Raw genomic sequence first — 16,965 nt, forward strand, 5'->3', positions numbered from 1 at the left:
GCTCCAACGCCGTCCTCGAAGGCACCACCGTCCACATCAGCCCCGACGCCGCGTCGCTGCTGAACCAGACCTTCGGGACCGACGCCGTCCAGGACGAGATGCTCGTCGGCGTCGCGAAGATCACCGCCGCCACGGAGTAACAACGGCCGGCCGGCCGGCCGGCCGTCGCCGGCCCGGCTGACTTCAGCCGACCCCTGGACGGTGCGCCTCGGGGCTGATCCTGCACGGACCGGATCGAGCTCGAACCCCGTTCCGTGCGATGAACCACGATCCTTCGTGGTTCATCGCACGGAACGGGGTTCTTTGCGTAGCCGCATTGTTGAGGGCACGCAATACCAAGGTTTCGGTAGGCCGAAACCTTGCTAGGGTCGAGGCATGAGCTCGACCGACGCCCGCCGTGCCGACGCCGACCCGCCCCGTGACGGCCGCCCCCCGCGGGTCGTGCACGCCCGACCGCGCGGCACCCTGCTCGGCCCGGCGTTCGTCGCCGCGATCGCGTACGTCGACCCCGGCAACGTCGCCGCCAACCTGACGGCCGGGGCGGCGTACCAGTACACGCTGCTCTGGGTGCTCGTGCTGGCCAACGCCATCGCGGTGCTCGTCCAGTACCTGTCGGCGAAGCTCGGCATCGTCACGGGGCGCTCGTTGCCCGAGGTGATGGGCACGCGCCTCCGTCGTCGGCCCCTCCGGCTGGTTTACTGGGGTCAGGCCGAGCTGGTGGCGGCCGCGACCGACGTCGCCGAGATCATCGGTGGAGCCCTCGCGCTCCAGCTGCTCTTCGGGGTGCCGCTGGTCGTCGGGGGCTTGATCACCGGCCTCGTCTCGCTCGGCCTGCTGCTGCTCACGAGGTACCGCAGCGGGCGGGTCTTCCAGACCGTCGTCATCGCCCTGTTGGCCGTTCTCACGCTCGGCTTCTGCGCTGGTCTGCTCTTCGCCCCGCCGTCGGCCGGCGGCATGCTCGCCGGTCTCGTGCCCCGCTTCGAGGACAGCACGGCCGTGCTGCTCGCCGCGTCGATGCTCGGCGCGACGGTCATGCCGCACGCGGTCTACCTGCACTCCGCGCTCACTCGCGACCACCACGGCGTCGTGGCCGAGGGGGCCGACCGTGCCCGTGTGCTGAAAGCCACCCGGTGGGACGTCGTGCTGGCGTTGTTCGTCGCCGGCGGCGTCAACATCGCCATGCTCGTGCTCGCGGCCTCGACCCTGTCGGGTCAGGACGGCACCGACACGATCCCCGGGGCCCAGCGGGCCATCGCGGCGGCACTCGGGCCCGTGATCGGCGTCCTGTTCGCCGTAGGCCTCCTCGCGTCCGGTCTCGCGTCGACGTCGATCGGGGCGATGGCGGGCGCCGAGATCATGAAGGGCCTGCTGCACGTGCAGGTGCCGCTCATGGTGCGCCGGGTCGTCACGTTGATCCCGGCCCTCGTGCTGCTCGCGACGGGCATCAGCCCGACGTGGTTGCTCGTGCTCAGCCAGGTCGTGCTGAGCTTCGGCATCGCGTTCGCCCTCGTGCCCCTCGTCGTCGCGACGAGCGACCGGTCGCTCATGGGCACGGGCGTCAACGCCGTCGGGACGCGGATCGCCGGCTGGGTGGCCGTGGTCGTCGTCGTGGCCCTCAACCTCGTGCTGATCGGGCTGACCGTCTCGGGGGTGTGAGGGGCGGCGGCGAGGTGACCCGCGCCTCCTGCGTTCCCGACCCGCCCCGACCCGAGACGAGCTGCACCGTCAGCGGTCGGCGCCGCCGGTCGTGGGTTCGATGTGCGGGCCGTCGTCGGGGTCGGCGCCGGCCGCGGCCTTCTCGGCCTGGCGACGGTCGAACGCCGCCTGCATCGACTCGGCGTGGTCCGTCTTGGCCTTCGCGAGGGCCTCGTCGTCACCGCGCATGGTCGCCGCGGTCGAACGCAGGCGCGCCCCCACGGCCTTCACGAAGTCGGCCGGGCTGGGGCTGAAGTCGTCGCTCTCGTCGCCGTCCCCCGCGTCGACGTAGTGGTGCAGCTCGACGCCCTCGTCGTGTCGGATCGGCTGTTGGGCGTGCTCGACGCAGAGCTTGGCGACCTCTTCGGCGTGGGCGTGCATGACGGAGTGGGCGGCCCCGGGCATCTCCCACAGGCGGGACGAGGGGAGCAGTTCGCCGACGCGGCGCACCCACTCGCGCGGGGCGACGGCGTCGTGCTCACCCCGGATGACCAGGGTGTCGGCGGCGATCTGCGGCAGGTGCTGCTCGATCGGGTAGGTCATCATCTTCGGCAGGATGCGCGAGAACCAGCGCACCCCGCAGAGCACGTACGCGCTCAGGGCCAGGAACTTCACCCGGCCGGGCTCGTGCCAGGCGGCCCGGGCGAACCGCACCGCCTGCTCGAGCACGTGACGATGGGCCGGGTCGATCACCGGCCCGATCAGCACGACGGTCGACAGGTCGGGTCGGCGCGCGGCGAGGTCGACGACGATCTGCGTGCCCATCGAGTGCCCGACGACGACCGGGTCGTGGAGTCCCAGTTCGTCGATGGCGGTGCCGACGAGGTCGGCGTACTCGCGGATGCTCAGGGCGTGACCCGGGTGCGGCACCCCGGCGAAGCCCGGCAGGTCGAGAGCGTGCACGGGGCCGAACTCGTTGAGGTTCGGCGCGAGGCGCTCGAAGTAGTCGGACGAGACGCCGATGCCCGGCACGAGGACGAACGGACGGTCGCCGGTGTCGCCGATCGTGTTCACCCGCACGTAGAGGTCGCCCCGCTCGACGCGACGCACGGTGACGGTCGTGTCGACGTCCCCCGCTCGCGAGGCGTCGCGGGCGGCCGCACGGCGTGGCGAACCGGCGTGGCGACGTCGAGGGGTCATCGGATCAGTGTGGCACGGTGGGCTCGGAGCCCGGGACGCTGGCGCAGGCGGGGTCCCCGGTGGCAGGCTGACCCCGCCGGGTCCCACCCGCGGCCCACCGCCTCCGACCCACCCGCCTCGACGAGAGAAGAGTCATCGTGCCCGCTGCCGACATCGTCCGGACCGTCACCCTCGCCGCGCCTCCCGCCGTGGTCTTCGACGCCGTCACCACGGGCACCGGCGGGTGGCTCTGGCCCGGCGAGGTCGAACCCCGGGTGGGAGGCGCGGCCGGGCCGGGCGGGGTGGTCACGGCCTGGCGACCGGGTCGCCACTACGCCAACCGCATGGAGGGCGAGGGCGGCTGGTTCAACGAGCTCGACTTCGTCCTCGAGGCAGGCGACGACACCGAGGAGGCGACCCGGCTGACCTACCGGCACTCGAGCGTCTTCGACGAGGGGCAGGTGCCCGGCGTCGAGGAGCACACCGACTTCTACCTGCACACCCTCGCCGAGTACGTCGCGTGGTTCACGGGCCGGGAGGCCACGTTCACGAGCGTCGACGCCCCGGAGTCGTCGCGGGCGGCGGGATCGGCCGCCCGGGTGCTGCAGGCCCTCGACCTGGCCGACGACGTCGAGGTCGGTGACGCCGTCGTGGTCGACCTGCCCGGCGTCGGTCCGGTCGCCGCGGGACTCTCGTACCGCACGGCGTCGTTCGTGGGGCTGCGGACCGCGAGCGCGCTCGTCCGCGTCTTCGGGCGGGAGGCCTGGGGGGCCGGGGTGAGCGTCAGCGTCCACGACTTCGCCGACGGGGCCGACGCCGCCGCGACCGGGTCGGCCTGGCACAGGTGGCTCGACGACCTGTTCGCGTGAGCCGTGCCTCCTCGTCCCCACGGAGGGGTGACCGGGCCGTCCGGTGAGGGCGCGGTGCCGTCAGGCAGAGGCCACGACGACGTCGAGGGCACGGAGGTTGCGCCGCAGGATCAGCGAGAGGGCGAGTGCGGACGCCGGCCCGGCGGCCCGCATCCACCACGCGGCGGGGAGCCAGACGACGCGGATGTCGAGGGTGACGCGGTCGTCGTCGTGGTGGTGCACGCGGTAGCTCTCCCAGCCGCGCTGGGGGTGGCCGACCAGGGCGGCGTGTCCGAAGCCGATCTCGGTGGCGGACCGGACGACGGCGAACACCCGGCAGGCGACCGGTGGGTGCACGGGGCCGAGGGTCACGCCCCAGACGCTCGTCGCATCGACGGCCACGCGGACGGGCACCTCGAGGGGCACGAAGCCCGAGCCGCGGTGCACCTGCCAGTGCAGCACGGCGTCCCCTGCGGCCTCGAAGGCGGCCCGGCCGTGGCCGATCACCCGACTACGCGTCGTCACGTGGAATCCGGTCGGCGGGGGACCGTCGAGGGTGGGCTCGCCCTCGAAGGCGTAGCCGTCGCCGAACCGGGCGCGGGACGGGTGTGACGTCATGGGTCGACCCTGCCACGTCATGACGCTCGGCCGGGGCATGATCGGACCGTGACCGACGCGATCGCCCCGACGCCGACCCCGCCCACGGCCTACCTGATCCTGCACGGCTGGCAGAACCACCGCCCCGAGGGCCACTGGCAGCGGTGGCTCGCCGGCGAGCTCGAGGCCCGGGGGCACGTCGTGCGCTACCCGCAGCTGCCCGGCGCCGACGAACCCACGCCCGCCGCCTGGGACGCTGCGGTGCGACACGAGCTCGACGGCCTCCCCGGGGACCTGCCGCTGACGGTGCTGTGCCACAGCCTCTCGTGCCTGCTCTGGCTGAGGCTGCAGGCCGGCGACGCGCCTCCGCGGGCCGACCGGGTGGCGCTGGTCGCGCCTCCGTCGCCTGAGCTGATCGCCGGCCAGCCGATCCACGCGTTCGTGGCCGGCGATCTGTTCGACGGACGTCGGCTCTCGCCCGGCGGGTCCGCCGAGGCGGTCGTCGTCGCCGGGGACGACGACGAGTGGCTGCCGCTCGGCCCGGTCGACACCTGGGAGGCGCGGGTCGACGCCCCGGTCGTCGTCGTGCCCCGAGGCGGTCACCTCACCCCCGACTCGGGCTACGGAGAGTGGTCGGCCGTGCTGGCCTGGGCGCTCGGGGTGCCCGCAGCGGAGGCGTTCGGCTGATCCGCCGTGCGGTCACGAACGCCGACCGAGCGAACTGCCGATCAGCAGCGCGACGAGGGCGAGCCCGGAACAGCACAGCATGACCGGGTTCAGGGTCACGGCCGCCCATGTGCCGAGGTCGCCCTGGGCGGTGGACAAGAGCGGAGAGGCCGAGACCGTGACCACGGTGACGGCACCCAGGGTCCCCAAGGCCCAGAGGAGGACGGCCTCGGATGAGGCGATCGCCCGGAGGGTCGCCGGGGTGGCTCCGGCGGCCAGCAGTGCGCGTCCCGAGTCTCGGCGGATCGGGGCCGACAGGCTGAAGAGGAGTGCGCCCGCGACCGCTGCGAGGACGGCGGGTGCCGCGGCCAGACCGGTCACGGCCGGCCAGTTGATCGTCGCGTCCGACGAGGCGAGCGATCCGAACGCGCGAAGGGCCTCGTCGCCCGCCAGGAAGACGGCGGTGAGCCCGCCGGGGACGGCGACGCCGACCATCGGCACCGAGAGGCCTGCCCCGTCTCGGCGGACACCGTCCGCGACGGCCCGGAGGGCGAGCCGGAGGACGTTCCATCGAGTGCCGATCAGGGCCCGATCGAGCCCGGCGGTGACGAGGCGGCAGGCCGCGGGACCGATCGTCGACGCGGCGGCGGAGCCGAGGACGACGAGGAGGAGTGACCAGGGCACCAGCCCGGCCACGTCGTCGTCCCTGGTCGGAGTGGACGGCATCAGGGCCAGGAGCACCACGACGGCCGCGGCGGGGATCGCGCAACCGAGCACGCGGCCGAGCCTCGCCCGTCGCGGACGCGGCGGGAAGCGTCTCGTCGCGCCGACCAGCGCCGGAGTCAGCGACAGGGCGACGACGACCGGTGTGCCGACGGTGACCAGCGGACCCGTGGTGAGGGCGAGGGAACCCCAGGGGGTGGTCAACGGGTCGAGGGCCGTGGCGGTGACGATCACGATCGCGAGACCCCCGGTGGTGGCCGCGACGGTCACGACGGCCGTCTCGAGTGCGATGAGGGTGCGCCCCTGCCACGGCAGGACGCCCAAGGGCACCCAGGCGAGACGGGTCGGGTCGAACTGTGACTGGGTCAGCCGTGACACGGCGGCGAGGCACGTCGTGCCGGCGACGACGGCCATGAACGCCGCGGGAGTGGTCCACGAGCGGACGATGCCTCCGAGGGGGGCGGGCGCACCGCCGGCCGACTCGACACCGGTCAGGGCGAGGCCGGTGACGACGGTGGTGACCAGGACGACGGTGGCGAAGGCGAACCAGGTGCCCCGGTCGGTCACGAGCGTGCGCAGGGATGCCCGGACGAGACGAGCGAGGCCGATCATCTCTCGTTCTGAGCGTCGTGCACGGCTCGCATCCGCCGGCGGATGTCCGACGCCGTCGTCGGGCCCGGATGCGTGACGACCTGCCCCTCGGTGATCGCCGCGACGGCGTCGACGCCCGCGGCGAGCTCGAGATCGTGGGTGACCAGCACCGTGCCGCACCCCGCGGCCGCGAGAGCGCGGATGCCGTCGACGACGTCGGCGCGGCTCTCGGCGTCGAGGCTCGAGGTCGGTTCGTCCAACGTCGCGAACGGTGCTCGCTGGGCCAGCACCCGGGCGAAGGCGACTCTCTGCCGCTCGCCGCCGGACAGCTCGTCGGGTCGCCGGTCGGCCAGTCGGGTCAGGCCGAGGTTGGCGAGGGTCGATCGGGCGGTGGATCGCGACCTCGGGATGCGGCGGAGGTCGAGGGCGACCTGCACGTTGTCCAAGGCCGACAGCGACGGAACGAGGCCGCCGTCCTGCAGGACGATGCCGAACAGCTCACGCCGACGGCGAGCGAGCCGGGACGGGGACAGGGAGGTGAGTTCGAGGTCGTCGACGAAGACCCGGCCCGAGGAAGGGCGCTGGAGGCCCGTCAGGCACCGGAGCAGAGAGCTCTTGCCGCTGCCGGATGCTCCCACGAGTGCCGTCGTGGACGACCTGGCGATCTCGAGTGCAGGGGCGACCACCACCGGTCGGCGCCCGTACCGGATCTCGACGTCCGCCAGCCGCAGTCGATTCGCCTCGTGCATCGCACCAAACTACCGTGACATGTCAGACCGTCATGTCACGGCGAACCGCCTAGGGCGGGGCAGGGCGGTCGTCGGCGCCGGGCCTACGCGTCCGGCGCGAGGAAGGCCGCGGCGGCGCGCGACAGGTAGGCCGGGTCGTCGGCGCCGCACAACTCGCGGGCCGAGTGCATGCCGAGCAACGGGATGCCGACGTCGATCGTCCGGATGCCGAGTCGCGTCGCGGTGATCGGTCCGATGGTCGAGCCGCAGGGCACCGAGTTGTTCGAGACGAACTCCTGGAACGGCACACCCGCCTGCTCGCACGCCCGCGACCACTCGGCCGCCCCGAGCCCGTCGGTGGCGTAGCGCTGGTTCGCGTTGATCTTGAGCAGCGGCCCGCGGTTGACGACCGGCTGGTTGACCGGGTCGTGCCGCTCGGGGTAGTTCGGGTGCACCGCGTGCCCGGCGTCCGCGCTCAGGCACCACGACCCGGCGAGTGCCCGGCGGTGATCGGTCGTCGTCGCCCCGAGACCGGCCGAGACCCGGGCCAGGACGTCCTCGAGCAGCGGCCCGGCCGCACCCGACGGGGTGGCCGAACCGACCTCTTCGTGGTCGAACGCCGCGAACACGGCGACGTGGTCGAGTTCGACGCCCGAGGTCGCCGTCTCGATCAGTGCGACGAGACCGGCGTGGGTCGACGACAGGTTGTCCATGCGCCCGGCGGCGAAGAGCTCGCCCGACATCCCCAGGACCGCAGGAGGCGCGGTGTCGGCCACGACCACGTCGTAACCGGTCACGTCGGCTCCGGTCAGCCCGGCCAACGCGGCGAGGTGGCCGAGGACGTCGGCCTCGTCGAGCGGCCCCGCCCCGACCACGGGGTTCAGGTGGCGCTGGGGGTCGAGCTTGAGGCCGTCGGCGTTGACGCCTCGGTCGAGGTGGACGGCGAGCTGCGGGAAGCGCAGCAGCGGCCCGGTGCGCACCAGGTGCGTCTCGCCGCTGCGGGTGACCAGTCGGCCGGCGAACTCGAGGTCGCGGTCGAGCCACGAGTTGAACAGCGGACCGCCGTAGACCTCGACGCCGGCCTGCAGCCAGCCGCGGGTGCCGGTCGTCGGCTTGGGCTTCAGCTTGAAGCCGGGGGAGTCGGTGTGCGCTCCGACGACGCGGAAGGGCGTCGTGGCCGTCGCGGTGGCCGGCTCGATCCAGGCGATGACCGCGCCGTCGCGCACGACGTAGCGACGGCCCGGGCCCGAGGGCCACTCGGCGGTCTCGTCGAGGGCGGTGAACCCGGCGTCGTCGAGCCGGCGGGCGGCCTCGGCCGCGGCGTGGAAGGACGAGGGCGAGGCCTGGATGAAGCGGGCGAAGTCGTCGAGGTGGGGGCGCGTGTCAGTCATCCCCACCAGCATGCACCACCCCGTCGCCGCCGAGACCCCAGGATGTCGTTGAGACCCCCGCTCGCGCACGCGGGTCTCGGCGACTTCCTGGGGTCTCCCACCGTGTCAGCGGCCGCCGCTGCCGCCGCGGTTCGCGCCGATGTCGCCGCGGTGGGCGTTCGCCTCGGGGTCGGCCGAGTGCGGGTCCTCGTCGTCGACGGTCAGGGCGGCGTCCTGCTCGCCCGAGACGCCCCCGGGGCTGACGGCCACGTAGCCGTCCTCGCCCGAGTGGCTGCCGCCGAGCGGCTGCGTGACGTCGCCGTCCGGCGTCGCCTCGCCCGATGTGGCGGGCGCGCCCTGCGTGTCGGTCGGGCCCGTGCCGTGGGCGGCCCGGTGCGTCTCGATCGCGGCGGCCTCGACCGCCGCCTGGTCGTCGGGTCGGTCGTCGTCGGTGTTCATGCTGGCCGCTCTCGTCGTGGAGGAAATGTCGGGGAGTGGAACGGTAGACGCCCCCGATCCACGGTGTTCGGCGCCCGTCAATCGGGCACGGGAAGGGAGGTCGCGTGGAGGGCGAACCAGACGCCGGCGACGAGCAGGCCCACGGCGACGAGCGGGAGTCCGACGGTGCGGTTGCGGACGCCGTAGACGATCCAGCCGACGGTCGCCGCCGTGCTCACGAGGGCGAGGGCGGCAGCGACGACGGCCAGTGCCGGGGACGGAGAATCGCGCTGCCACGCGGACAGTCCTGCCGCAACGGCCGGGACGGGCGCACTGATCCACATGGGCAGGAGCGCCGCGTCCCCCAGCCCCTTCAGTGACGGCCCCGTGTCGACGTCCCGATAGCGGTACTCGTCGTAGAACCCGTCGACATGTGTGCCACCGAGGTGCGGTGGCATGATGGCCGCGAGATCGCGGGGCAGGTCGGTACCCGGTTCGAGTCGCAGATAGGTGCGGAGACGGTCGAGGGTCGTGATGCCGGTCAGCACGCGCCAGAACACCCGGCGTTCGTGGGCGGTCGTGTAGCCGTCGATCACGATGCCCCACCGGGCCGCCTGGTCGACATGGCCTTCCGCCCGGGCGAAGTCCGTCAGGGCCATCCGGACGACCAGATCCCGGGGCGCCTGCTCGGCCAGCGCTCGCAACAGGACCCGCGCCTCCTCGATCTCGTCCGCGGCGCGATGCGCGGTGACGATGTCGAGGGTGCCGTCGATGTCCACCGGACGAGTATCGACGATGGCGGCGGCCGGGCGCGTCACGGCGCGGTCGGCAGCACCGCGGCCCAGAGGTGGAACAGGGCGTAGGCGCGCCAGGGCGACCACGGTGCGCCGGCGACCTCGGCCTCCTTCGTCGTCAGGCCGCCCATCACGCGCCGCAGCACGAGGTCGCCCGCGGGCCAGGCGTCGCGGTCGCCGAGGGCTCGTACGGCCAGGTAGTCGACGGTCCACGGGCCGATGCCGGGCACGGCGAGCAGGCGTCGGCGGGCGTCGGCGTGGTCGACGTCGGGGGCGATGACGAGCCCGTCGGCGACGACCTCGGCCAGGGCGTGGATCGTCCTCGCCCGACTGTTCGTCACGCCGACCGCGGCCCGCAGCTCGTCGACGTCGGCGGCCGCCAGACGGTCGGCGCGGGGGAACCGCGTGAGGCCCGTCCCCGCGACCGGCTCGCCGTAGGCCGCCACGAGTCGCCCGGTGAAGGTGCGCGCCGCGGCGAGTGAGACCTGCTGCCCCAGCACAGTCATCACGGCCGTCTCGAACCCGTCGGGGTTGCCCGTCACGCGGATGCCCGGACGCGCCGCGACGAGCGGCCCGAGCACCCGGTCGTCGGCGAAGCCCCGCTCGACGTCGTCGAGGTCGGTGTCGAGGTCGAGCCACGTCCGCACGACGCGTCGTGCCTCGTCGATCGTCGCCTCCGTCGGCAGCACGCCGTCGGGCCCGGTCATCGCCACGTCGACCCGGGTCGACGCGAACGACAGGTCCAGCCGGTAGGAGGCGCGCGCGGCCCCCGAGCCCAGCTCGACCAGTCGCGCGTGCGTGGCCGCGGCGACGTCGGTGGCTTCGGCTCCCGGCACGCTGTGCGCGGCCAGCAACCCCACGGCGTGGGCGTGGTCCCAGGCGCCGACGGGTTCGACGACGAAGCGCGCGGCCGACCCGTCGCGTGCTGCCCCCTCGGGTGCCGCCGTCTCGGGCGGGACCTCCGTCACGATCGGGCCGCCCGGCCGCCGCCGGCCTCCACGGGCCGACCGTCGTCGCCCCACACCCCCGACGACCCGCGGCGGTGGCTGTCGACGAGGTGCGTGTCGACGATGCCCGCGGCCTCCATCAGCGCGTGCATTGTGGTCGGCCCCACGAAGGTGAAGCCCTTCGCCTTGAGCGCCTTCGAGAGGGCGAGCGACTCGCGCGACGTCGTCGGCACCTCGGCCATCGTGCGCGGCCGGGGCGTCTCGGCCGGCCGGAACGACCAGACGAAGTCGACCAGGCCGCCGTCGGCCCTCAGGTCGAGCGTCGCCCGCGCGTTGCGGATCGTCGCGTCCACCTTGAGCCGGTTGCGGACGATCCCCGCGTCGGCCATCAGCCGTGCCCGGTCCTCGTCGCCGAAGCGGGCGACGACCTCGGGGTCGAAGTCGGAGAACGCGCGCCGGAACGCGGGCCGCTTGCGCAGGATCGTCGCCCACGACAGCCCGGACTGGAACGCCTCGAGGCTCAGCCGTTCGAACAAGCCGCGCTCGTCGCGGACGGGCAGGCCCCACTCGGTGTCGTAGTAGTCGCGCAGCAGCGGGTCGGTCGACGCCCAGACCGGCCGCGCCAGCCCGTCGTCACCGACCACGACGCCCGCGCTCGCGACGCCTGTGTCGGCCGGGCTCGGCGGCACCGCTCCCGGGGTCACCCCGTCGCTCACGCGCGTGCCTCGAGGTCGATCAGGATCTGCTTGGCCGCCATGCCCCCACGGTAGTTGCCGGCGGTCCCGTCGCTCCGCACCACCCGGTGGCAGGGCACGACGACCGGCAGCGGGTTCGTGGCGCAGGCCGTGCCGACGGCCCGCACCGCCCGGGGGCTGCCCGAGGCGAGGGCGACCGCCGCGTAGCTCGCCGTCGCGCCGTAGCCGATGTCGGGCAGGTGCTCGAGCACCGTCCGCTGGAAGCCCTTCGACAGACGCCGGTCGAGCGGCAGGTCGAACGCGCGGCGCTCGCCGCGGAAGTACTCGTCGAGCTCGCGCGCGACGGCGTCGAGCCGCGACGGCGCCTCGACGATGCGCGGGCTCACGGTCGCGGCCAGGCGGTCGAGCACCGTGTCGTGCCCCTCGATCTCGAAGGCCACCCGCAGCACGCCCACGTCGGTCGCGCAGACGAGCAGCCGCCCGACGGGGGAGTCGAGGGTGCGGTACGCCACGTCGACCGCCCCGGCGTCGAGGGCGGCCTCGGCGAAGCGGGCGTGCAGGGCGGCGAGACGGTCGTCGGCCGGGTCGAGACCGGTCAACAGGAGGCGCGGGTCGGTCGACGCGTCGGCGGGGGAGGTGGTCATCGGGTGCCCTTCGGCTCGGGGGAGGCGGGCGGTGCGGGGGCGGGCGGGACGGAGGCGGCCGGTGTGGAGGCGGGCGGTGCGGGGGCGGGCGGGACGGAGGCGCGGCGGGCGCTCCGCCCCGAGGTGCCGGTCCGTCGGGGCGTCGCCGGTTCGGCCAGCAGCCGGCGCAGCGCCGCGATCCCGTCGGCGGACGCGCGCCGGGCCGCGTCCGCGCTGATGCCGGTCACCTCGGCGACCTCGCGATGCGAGAGCCCGACGAGGTGGTGGTAGACCACGGCACGCCGCTGGCCCGGCGGCAGGGTGCGCAACGCCCCGTCGAGCTCGTCCGCGCGCGCGACGTTCTCGTCGTGAGGAGGCGCGGGCGGCGGTTCGGGCACCGTCTCGACCGGGCGGGGGCGACGCTCCCGTGCCCGCAGCACGTCGATCGCCTTGCGATGCGCGATGGTCACCAGCCACGCCTCGAGGTTCGTCGACGCGGGGAGCGACGGATAGGCGACGAGGGCCGCCACGAACGTCTCGCTCCAGGCGTCGTCGGTGTCGTGCTCGTCGAGCACGGCCCGGCAGACGCGCCAGACCGTGCGACCGTGCCGGGCGACCACGCGCTCGAAGGGTTCCACGTCAGAACAGCCGACCGGAGTCGGGGCCCGACGGCTGGTCGGCCTCGAGCCCGAGCAGGAATCGTTTGCGGTCGAGCCCGCCGGCGTAGCCGACGAGGGCTCCGCCCGAGCCGACCACTCGGTGGCACGGCACGACGATGCTCAGCGGGTTGAGCCCGTTGGCGGCCCCGACCGCCCGGGCCAGGCCGACGCCGCCGAGCGCGATCGCGAGCTGCCCGTAGCTGCGCGTCTCGCCGAAGGGGATGTCGCGCAGGAGGGCCCACACCCGCACCTGGAAGTCGTTGCCGCGTGGTGCCAGCGGCAGGTCGAAGGAGCGGCGCTCGCCGGCGAAGTACCCACCGAGCTGGCGCTCGACCTCGACGAAGTCGCTCAGCCCGACGCCGTCCTGCGAGACCGGGCCGAAGCCGGTCGGATCGGGCAGGTGGCGGTGCTCGTCGAAGTAGAGGCCGACGAGGCCCGTCTCGGCCCCGACGACGGTCAGCGTGCCGACGGGGGTGTCGACGGTGGTGTGGACGCTCACGGTGCCTCCTGGCTCTCGGCGATGGTACTCACCCCGTAGACGCGGCAGCGTCACCGGATGTGAGGTCACCGGTCGAACCGATCGGGGTCACGGCGCCGTGGGACCGTCCGGGCTGGCGGGGCCGCCCGGACCGACCGAACCGGTCCGGGTGATCGGGACGGGGCGACGAGCAGGTACCCTTGAATGCCCGGTCCGGGCACTCCACACTGTCGGGTGTGTGTGAGCGTCCGGGCCGGGTTCTTCGTCCCCGCTCGCCCGGACCGCTCGTGACCGACGGTCGAGCTCATGACGCGTGCTCGAGCTCGTGACCGCCCCGCAGCTAGTGGCGCGTGCTGAACTCGCTCTCACCCACGGGGGCGAGCTCGCTCACGTCGACCCGGTCGACCCGGGCGCCCCGGGGCCCCTCGTCGAGCCACTCGAGCAGCAGCGCCACCCGGTCGGGCCGTCCCTCGACCTCGACCTCGACCGTCCCGTCGGGCAGGTTGCGGACGAAGCCGCCGACCTCGAGTCGGTCCGCCTCGCCCTCGGTCGAGAAACGGAAACCCACGCCCTGCACCGAGCCGTGCACGAGGGCCCGGCGTCTGATCACGTCGTCCATCGCTCGACCGTACCCGCGCCTCCTCGGCCTGGCCCTCGTTTCTCGCCCGGGGCAAGCCCGAACGTCCCACCCCGCCACGAAATGAAAATCCCGCCACGAGAAAACGTGGCGGGATGTTCATTTCGTGGCGGGGTGGCGGAGCCACGGCTCACGCCGGGCGACGGCCGAGCCGACGGTGTGGTGCCGGTGGCCTACTCGTCGACCGTCGACATGTCGGCGTAGCGGGCACCCTTCGGCGCGGCCACGTCGTCGAGCTGGTGCATCTGCTCGGCGTCGAGCACGACGTCGTCGGCCGCGACGTTCTCGTCGAGGTAGGCGCGGCGCTTCGTGCCCGGGATCGGCACGATGCCCTCGCCCTTGGCGAGCAGCCAGGCGAGCGCGACCTGACCGGGTGTGGCTCCGACGGCCCGGGCGACCTCGTCGACCTGCTGCACGATGCGGATGTTGGCCTGCAGGTTGTCGCCCGAGAAGCGGGGTGCGAAGCGGCGGAAGTCGTCCTCGGCGAGCTCGTCGACCGAGCGGATGGTGCCCGTGAGGAACCCACGACCGAGCGGCGAGTAGGGCACGAAGCCGATGCCGAGTTCGCGGACGGTCGGCAGGATCTCGGCCTCGGGCTCGCGACTCCACAGCGACCACTCGGTCTGCAGGGCGGTGATCGGGTGCGTCGCGTGGGCGCGGCGGATCGTCTCGGGTGCGGCCTCGGACAGCCCGAGGAACCTCACCTTGCCGGCCGTGACGAGTTCGCCCATGGCGCCCACGGTCTCCTCGATGGGCACCCGGGGGTCGACGCGGTGCTGGTAGTAGAGGTCGATGTGGTCGATGCCGAGGCGCTGCAGCGATCCGTCGACCGACCGGCGGACGTACTCGGGACGACCGTCGACCGTGCGTTCGGCGCGGGCCTCGGGGTCGGTGACGTTGCCGAACTTCGTCGCGACCACGGCCTGGTCGCGGCGGCCCTTGAGAGCGCGGCCGAGCAACTGCTCGTTCGTGTGGGGGCCGTACATGTCGGCGGTGTCGAGCAGGGTGACGCCGACGTCGAGCGCCCGGTGGATGACACGCACCGACTCGTCGTCGTCGGTGCTGTTGCCGGTGTAGAAGGCGGACATGCCCATGAGGCCGAGGCCGAGGCGGCCGACGTCGAGTCCGCCGTCGACCTGGCCGAGTGTGGTGTTCTTCATGGTCCCGAGCCAACTCCCTCGCCCCCGGCGACGGCACAGGCCCGGTGCGCGGCCCGGCGGAACCGCAGGAGGCGCGGTGCCCGTCGACCGGACACCGCGCCTCCTCGGTCTGCCGGGTTCAGGACCCGGCGCTCACGGCCGTCAGCGGCGCTCCACCCGGCGCCGGACGACGGCCGAGCCGGTGACGAGGGCGAGGCCCAGGGCCAGTGCGGCGGCGCCGAGGCCGAGGGGCAGACCGGGTTCGCTGCCCGTGTAGGCGAGAGGCCGGCCCGAGCCGCCGGTGCCCGATCCGCCGGTGCCGGACCCACCGGCCGCGGGCACGACGGGTGCCGGCGACACGGTGGGGTCGGGGCTCGGCGCGGGGTCGGGCACCGGAGTCACCACGGGAGGCGCGGCGAGGGTGATGGTCGGGACGGTCCCGTCGGCGAACGGTGCCGCGAAGGTGCCGACGACCTCGCCGTCCAGGACCACCGCGTAGTCCGTCCCGGGGACGAGCGCCTCGGCGCGGTAGAGGCCGGCCGCATCGGTGGTCGGGCTCGCCGCGGGCTCGGGCTCGGCGGCGTCGGCCTCGACCACCTGCAACGGGAGGCCCGCGGCCGGCGTGCCGTCGGAGTTCACGACGGTGCCCTCGACGGTGACCGTGTCGGGCGCGGCGATCTGCACCGGCGGGATGGTCCCGCTCGTCGCGGGTGCGGTGATCGTGACGGCCGAGTCGACGTCCTCGTTCAGGATCACCTCGTACTGCTCACCAGGGGTCAGGCCGCCGGCCGTGAACGAGCCGCCCGCGCCGGTCTCGACGCTCGCCACCGGCGTGGTCTCGCCGACCGGCACGATGTCGACGGTCGACCCGGTCGCGGGCGCCGACCCGTCGGGGTTCACGATGCTCGTCGTGACCTCGACGGTCGGGTCGAGCGTGATCGAGGCACCGGAGGCCGTGGTGACCGGACCCCGGGCGATGCCCGTGACCTCGTCGACCACGTTGTACTCGGCCGCCGGGTCGAGACCTTCGAAGGTGATCGAGCCGTCGGCGCCGGTCGTCCCGGACGCGACCGGGTCGATCTGGCCGGGCACGACGATGCTCACCGGACGGTCGGCCACGGGCGTGCCGTCGGCCTGCACGACCGTGACCGTGAGGGGTGCGGTGTCGGCCGGGGCCACGGCGCCCGTGAAAGCGAAGTCGAGTCCTGGCGAGTCGTCTCCGGCCACGGTGACGGGGCGGGCGGGCAGGTCGGTGGCACCGTCGGGCGTCGTGACGTCGACCTCGTAGGGCGTGCCCGAGACGAGACCGGGGACCGACCAGGTGCCGTCGGGGCCGACCGTCGTGGTGGTCCCGACGACCTCGCCGGTCGCCGGGTCGACCACCGTCACGACCGCTCCGGGGTAGGCCGTGCCGTCGTTCGTCACGGCGCCGCTCGCCGTGAACGTCTTGGTCACGAACCAGGTCTGGTAGACGGGGAATCCGGAACGCTGTTGGTACGTGAAGGTCAGCGTCGAGAGCGGCACGGTCGGGCTGAACCAGGCGGCGGCACCCTCGGTGTCGGCCGCGGTCGCGTTGCCGGTCAGGACGCCCGTGGTGGCGTTCCACGAGGGCACGTCACGCAACGCCGCGGCGTCGCACGACGGCGACGGTGCACCGGCGGTGCGGCAGTAGTTGTAGGTGCTCCGGAACCCGAGGGCGCTCGCGGGCACGGCTGCACCGGCGGCGTCGGTGGCCGACACGGTCACCTGGTCGGCGTCGACGTCGCCCAGCACGAACGACCAGTCGCTCGCGGGGGTGGCCCGGTCGAAGGTGTAGGTCGTGACCGAGGCGGCGGCCGTGGTCGGCGAGTCCTCGGCGGGACGGAGGTTGAGGTACGGGCGACCGCGGCTCGAGTCGTATTCGGCGCCGACCGGTGTGCCCGTCCCCTGCCAGGTGCTCGACCCGCTGGGGATCGTCGCCTGGCGGGAGGTCGACGTGAACGTCGCCTGCGGGAAGTCCCCGGGCAGCGTCATCGTGCCGGTGTAGGCACGGGCCGTCCCGTCCACGGTGAAGTCGGCCCAGCCGACCGTCCCCGGCCCGGCGGCGGAGGCGCTCGTCGCGCCTCCGAGTGCCAGGGCACCGGCCATGACGACCGTCACCGTCGCCGCCGCCCACGTCCTGATCCGTCTGTCGACCATGCTCGTCCCTCCGAGCCCACGCCTGATCGCGGGCCCCGAG

General features: G+C 73.8%; 18 protein-coding genes. 3 read left to right on the top strand and 15 right to left on the bottom strand.

The window, feature by feature from the left end; genetic code table 11:
* Nucleotides 1-375: 375 nt before the first annotated feature.
* Nucleotides 376-1,656 carry an Nramp family divalent metal transporter gene (locus IFT88_RS05825; protein WP_192119496.1) on the top strand — a complete coding sequence of 427 codons (1,281 nt, stop codon included), beginning with the start codon at nucleotides 376-378 and terminating at the stop codon, nucleotides 1,654-1,656.
* A 69-nt stretch (nucleotides 1,657-1,725) separates the two neighbouring features.
* On the opposite strand, the gene IFT88_RS05830 is transcribed toward IFT88_RS05825, so the two are convergent.
* Nucleotides 1,726-2,835, bottom strand: coding sequence for an alpha/beta fold hydrolase (locus tag IFT88_RS05830; protein WP_043596080.1), 1,110 nt, complete (start codon nucleotides 2,833-2,835; stop codon nucleotides 1,726-1,728).
* A gap of 137 nt (nucleotides 2,836-2,972) precedes the next feature.
* On the opposite strand from IFT88_RS05830, the gene IFT88_RS05835 reads away from it, so the two are divergent.
* Nucleotides 2,973-3,683, top strand: a complete 711-nt coding sequence (locus tag IFT88_RS05835) for an SRPBCC domain-containing protein (protein ID WP_199859000.1) — start codon at nucleotides 2,973-2,975, stop codon at nucleotides 3,681-3,683.
* Between the two features lie 60 nt (nucleotides 3,684-3,743).
* Here IFT88_RS05835 and IFT88_RS05840 read toward each other — a convergent pair whose 3' ends face one another.
* Nucleotides 3,744-4,280: a DUF1990 family protein gene (locus IFT88_RS05840; RefSeq protein WP_192119499.1), complete on the bottom strand. Its 537-nt coding sequence runs from the start codon at nucleotides 4,278-4,280 to the stop codon at nucleotides 3,744-3,746.
* A gap of 48 nt (nucleotides 4,281-4,328) precedes the next feature.
* On the opposite strand from IFT88_RS05840, the gene IFT88_RS05845 reads away from it, so the two are divergent.
* Entirely contained in the window at nucleotides 4,329-4,946 is a 618-nt protein-coding gene (locus IFT88_RS05845; RefSeq protein ID WP_199859001.1) for an alpha/beta hydrolase, read from the top strand.
* 12 nt (nucleotides 4,947-4,958) lie between these two features.
* On the opposite strand, the gene IFT88_RS05850 is transcribed toward IFT88_RS05845, so the two are convergent.
* The 13 genes from IFT88_RS05850 to IFT88_RS05910 form a co-directional block, all read right to left on the bottom strand.
* Nucleotides 4,959-6,260: a hypothetical protein gene (locus IFT88_RS05850; protein WP_192119501.1), complete on the bottom strand. Its 1,302-nt coding sequence runs from the start codon at nucleotides 6,258-6,260 to the stop codon at nucleotides 4,959-4,961.
* Nucleotides 6,257-6,988, bottom strand: coding sequence for an ABC transporter ATP-binding protein (locus IFT88_RS05855; RefSeq protein WP_192119503.1), 732 nt, complete (start codon nucleotides 6,986-6,988; stop codon nucleotides 6,257-6,259). Before IFT88_RS05855 ends, IFT88_RS05850 begins: the two co-directional genes overlap by 4 nt.
* 83 nt (nucleotides 6,989-7,071) lie before the next feature.
* Nucleotides 7,072-8,358 (bottom strand): M18 family aminopeptidase, encoded by a 1,287-nt coding sequence (locus IFT88_RS05860; protein ID WP_192119505.1) that lies wholly within the window; start codon nucleotides 8,356-8,358, stop codon nucleotides 7,072-7,074.
* Nucleotides 8,359-8,463: 105 nt separating this feature from the next.
* Nucleotides 8,464-8,796 (bottom strand): hypothetical protein, encoded by a 333-nt coding sequence (locus tag IFT88_RS05865; RefSeq protein WP_192119507.1) that lies wholly within the window; start codon nucleotides 8,794-8,796, stop codon nucleotides 8,464-8,466.
* Nucleotides 8,797-8,873: 77 nt separating this feature from the next.
* Nucleotides 8,874-9,554, bottom strand: a complete 681-nt coding sequence (locus IFT88_RS05870; protein WP_192119509.1) for a hypothetical protein — start codon at nucleotides 9,552-9,554, stop codon at nucleotides 8,874-8,876.
* Between the two features lie 35 nt (nucleotides 9,555-9,589).
* A complete protein-coding gene (locus tag IFT88_RS17605) occupies nucleotides 9,590-10,537 on the bottom strand; it encodes a DNA-3-methyladenine glycosylase 2 (RefSeq protein WP_192119511.1) in 948 nt (315 codons plus the stop codon).
* The gene (locus tag IFT88_RS05880) at nucleotides 10,534-11,205 is read right to left on the bottom strand and encodes a DNA-3-methyladenine glycosylase I (protein ID WP_342212112.1); all 672 of its coding nucleotides are present in this window, start codon (nucleotides 11,203-11,205) and stop codon (nucleotides 10,534-10,536) included. The genes IFT88_RS17605 and IFT88_RS05880 overlap by 4 nt, the downstream gene beginning before the upstream one ends.
* A 23-nt stretch (nucleotides 11,206-11,228) precedes the next feature.
* Nucleotides 11,229-11,855: a methylated-DNA--[protein]-cysteine S-methyltransferase gene (locus IFT88_RS05885; RefSeq protein WP_192119513.1), complete on the bottom strand. Its 627-nt coding sequence runs from the start codon at nucleotides 11,853-11,855 to the stop codon at nucleotides 11,229-11,231.
* Entirely contained in the window at nucleotides 11,852-12,472 is a 621-nt protein-coding gene (locus IFT88_RS05890; RefSeq protein WP_192119515.1) for a sigma-70 family RNA polymerase sigma factor, read from the bottom strand. The genes IFT88_RS05885 and IFT88_RS05890 overlap by 4 nt, the downstream gene beginning before the upstream one ends.
* A gap of 1 nt (nucleotide 12,473) precedes the next feature.
* On the bottom strand, nucleotides 12,474-12,992 hold the full coding sequence (locus tag IFT88_RS05895; protein WP_043596091.1) for a methylated-DNA--[protein]-cysteine S-methyltransferase: 519 nt from the start codon (nucleotides 12,990-12,992) through the stop codon (nucleotides 12,474-12,476).
* Between the two features lie 319 nt (nucleotides 12,993-13,311).
* Nucleotides 13,312-13,590, bottom strand: coding sequence for an acylphosphatase (locus IFT88_RS05900; RefSeq protein WP_043596093.1), 279 nt, complete (start codon nucleotides 13,588-13,590; stop codon nucleotides 13,312-13,314).
* 191 nt (nucleotides 13,591-13,781) lie between these two features.
* Nucleotides 13,782-14,768: an aldo/keto reductase gene (locus IFT88_RS05905; RefSeq protein WP_043593039.1), complete on the bottom strand. Its 987-nt coding sequence runs from the start codon at nucleotides 14,766-14,768 to the stop codon at nucleotides 13,782-13,784.
* 141 nt (nucleotides 14,769-14,909) lie between these two features.
* The gene (locus tag IFT88_RS05910; RefSeq protein ID WP_192119516.1) at nucleotides 14,910-16,925 is read right to left on the bottom strand and encodes a hypothetical protein; all 2,016 of its coding nucleotides are present in this window, start codon (nucleotides 16,923-16,925) and stop codon (nucleotides 14,910-14,912) included.
* Nucleotides 16,926-16,965 lie beyond the last annotated feature (40 nt).

It is taken from the genome of Frigoribacterium sp. CFBP 8751 (assembly GCF_014841545.1).
Classification (GTDB): Bacteria; Actinomycetota; Actinomycetes; order Actinomycetales; family Microbacteriaceae; genus Frigoribacterium.

What these genes read in the sequence shown, in the direction of transcription:
- IFT88_RS05850 (WP_192119501.1), bottom strand. Translation starts at nt 6,260, where the DNA reads ATGATCGGCCTCGCTCGTCTCGTCCGGGCATCCCTGCGCACGCTCGTG.
- IFT88_RS05905 (WP_043593039.1), bottom strand. Translation starts at nt 14,768, where the DNA reads ATGAAGAACACCACACTCGGCCAGGTCGACGGCGGACTCGACGTCGGC.
- IFT88_RS05865 (WP_192119507.1), bottom strand. Translation starts at nt 8,796, where the DNA reads ATGAACACCGACGACGACCGACCCGACGACCAGGCGGCGGTCGAGGCC.
- IFT88_RS05825 (WP_192119496.1), top strand. Translation starts at nt 376, where the DNA reads ATGAGCTCGACCGACGCCCGCCGTGCCGACGCCGACCCGCCCCGTGAC.
- IFT88_RS05830 (WP_043596080.1), bottom strand. Translation starts at nt 2,835, where the DNA reads ATGACCCCTCGACGTCGCCACGCCGGTTCGCCACGCCGTGCGGCCGCC.
- IFT88_RS05885 (WP_192119513.1), bottom strand. Translation starts at nt 11,855, where the DNA reads ATGACCACCTCCCCCGCCGACGCGTCGACCGACCCGCGCCTCCTGTTG.
- IFT88_RS05900 (WP_043596093.1), bottom strand. Translation starts at nt 13,590, where the DNA reads ATGGACGACGTGATCAGACGCCGGGCCCTCGTGCACGGCTCGGTGCAG.
- IFT88_RS05840 (WP_192119499.1), bottom strand. Translation starts at nt 4,280, where the DNA reads ATGACGTCACACCCGTCCCGCGCCCGGTTCGGCGACGGCTACGCCTTC.
- IFT88_RS05860 (WP_192119505.1), bottom strand. Translation starts at nt 8,358, where the DNA reads ATGACTGACACGCGCCCCCACCTCGACGACTTCGCCCGCTTCATCCAG.
- IFT88_RS05855 (WP_192119503.1), bottom strand. Translation starts at nt 6,988, where the DNA reads ATGCACGAGGCGAATCGACTGCGGCTGGCGGACGTCGAGATCCGGTAC.
- IFT88_RS05910 (WP_192119516.1), bottom strand. Translation starts at nt 16,925, where the DNA reads ATGGTCGACAGACGGATCAGGACGTGGGCGGCGGCGACGGTGACGGTC.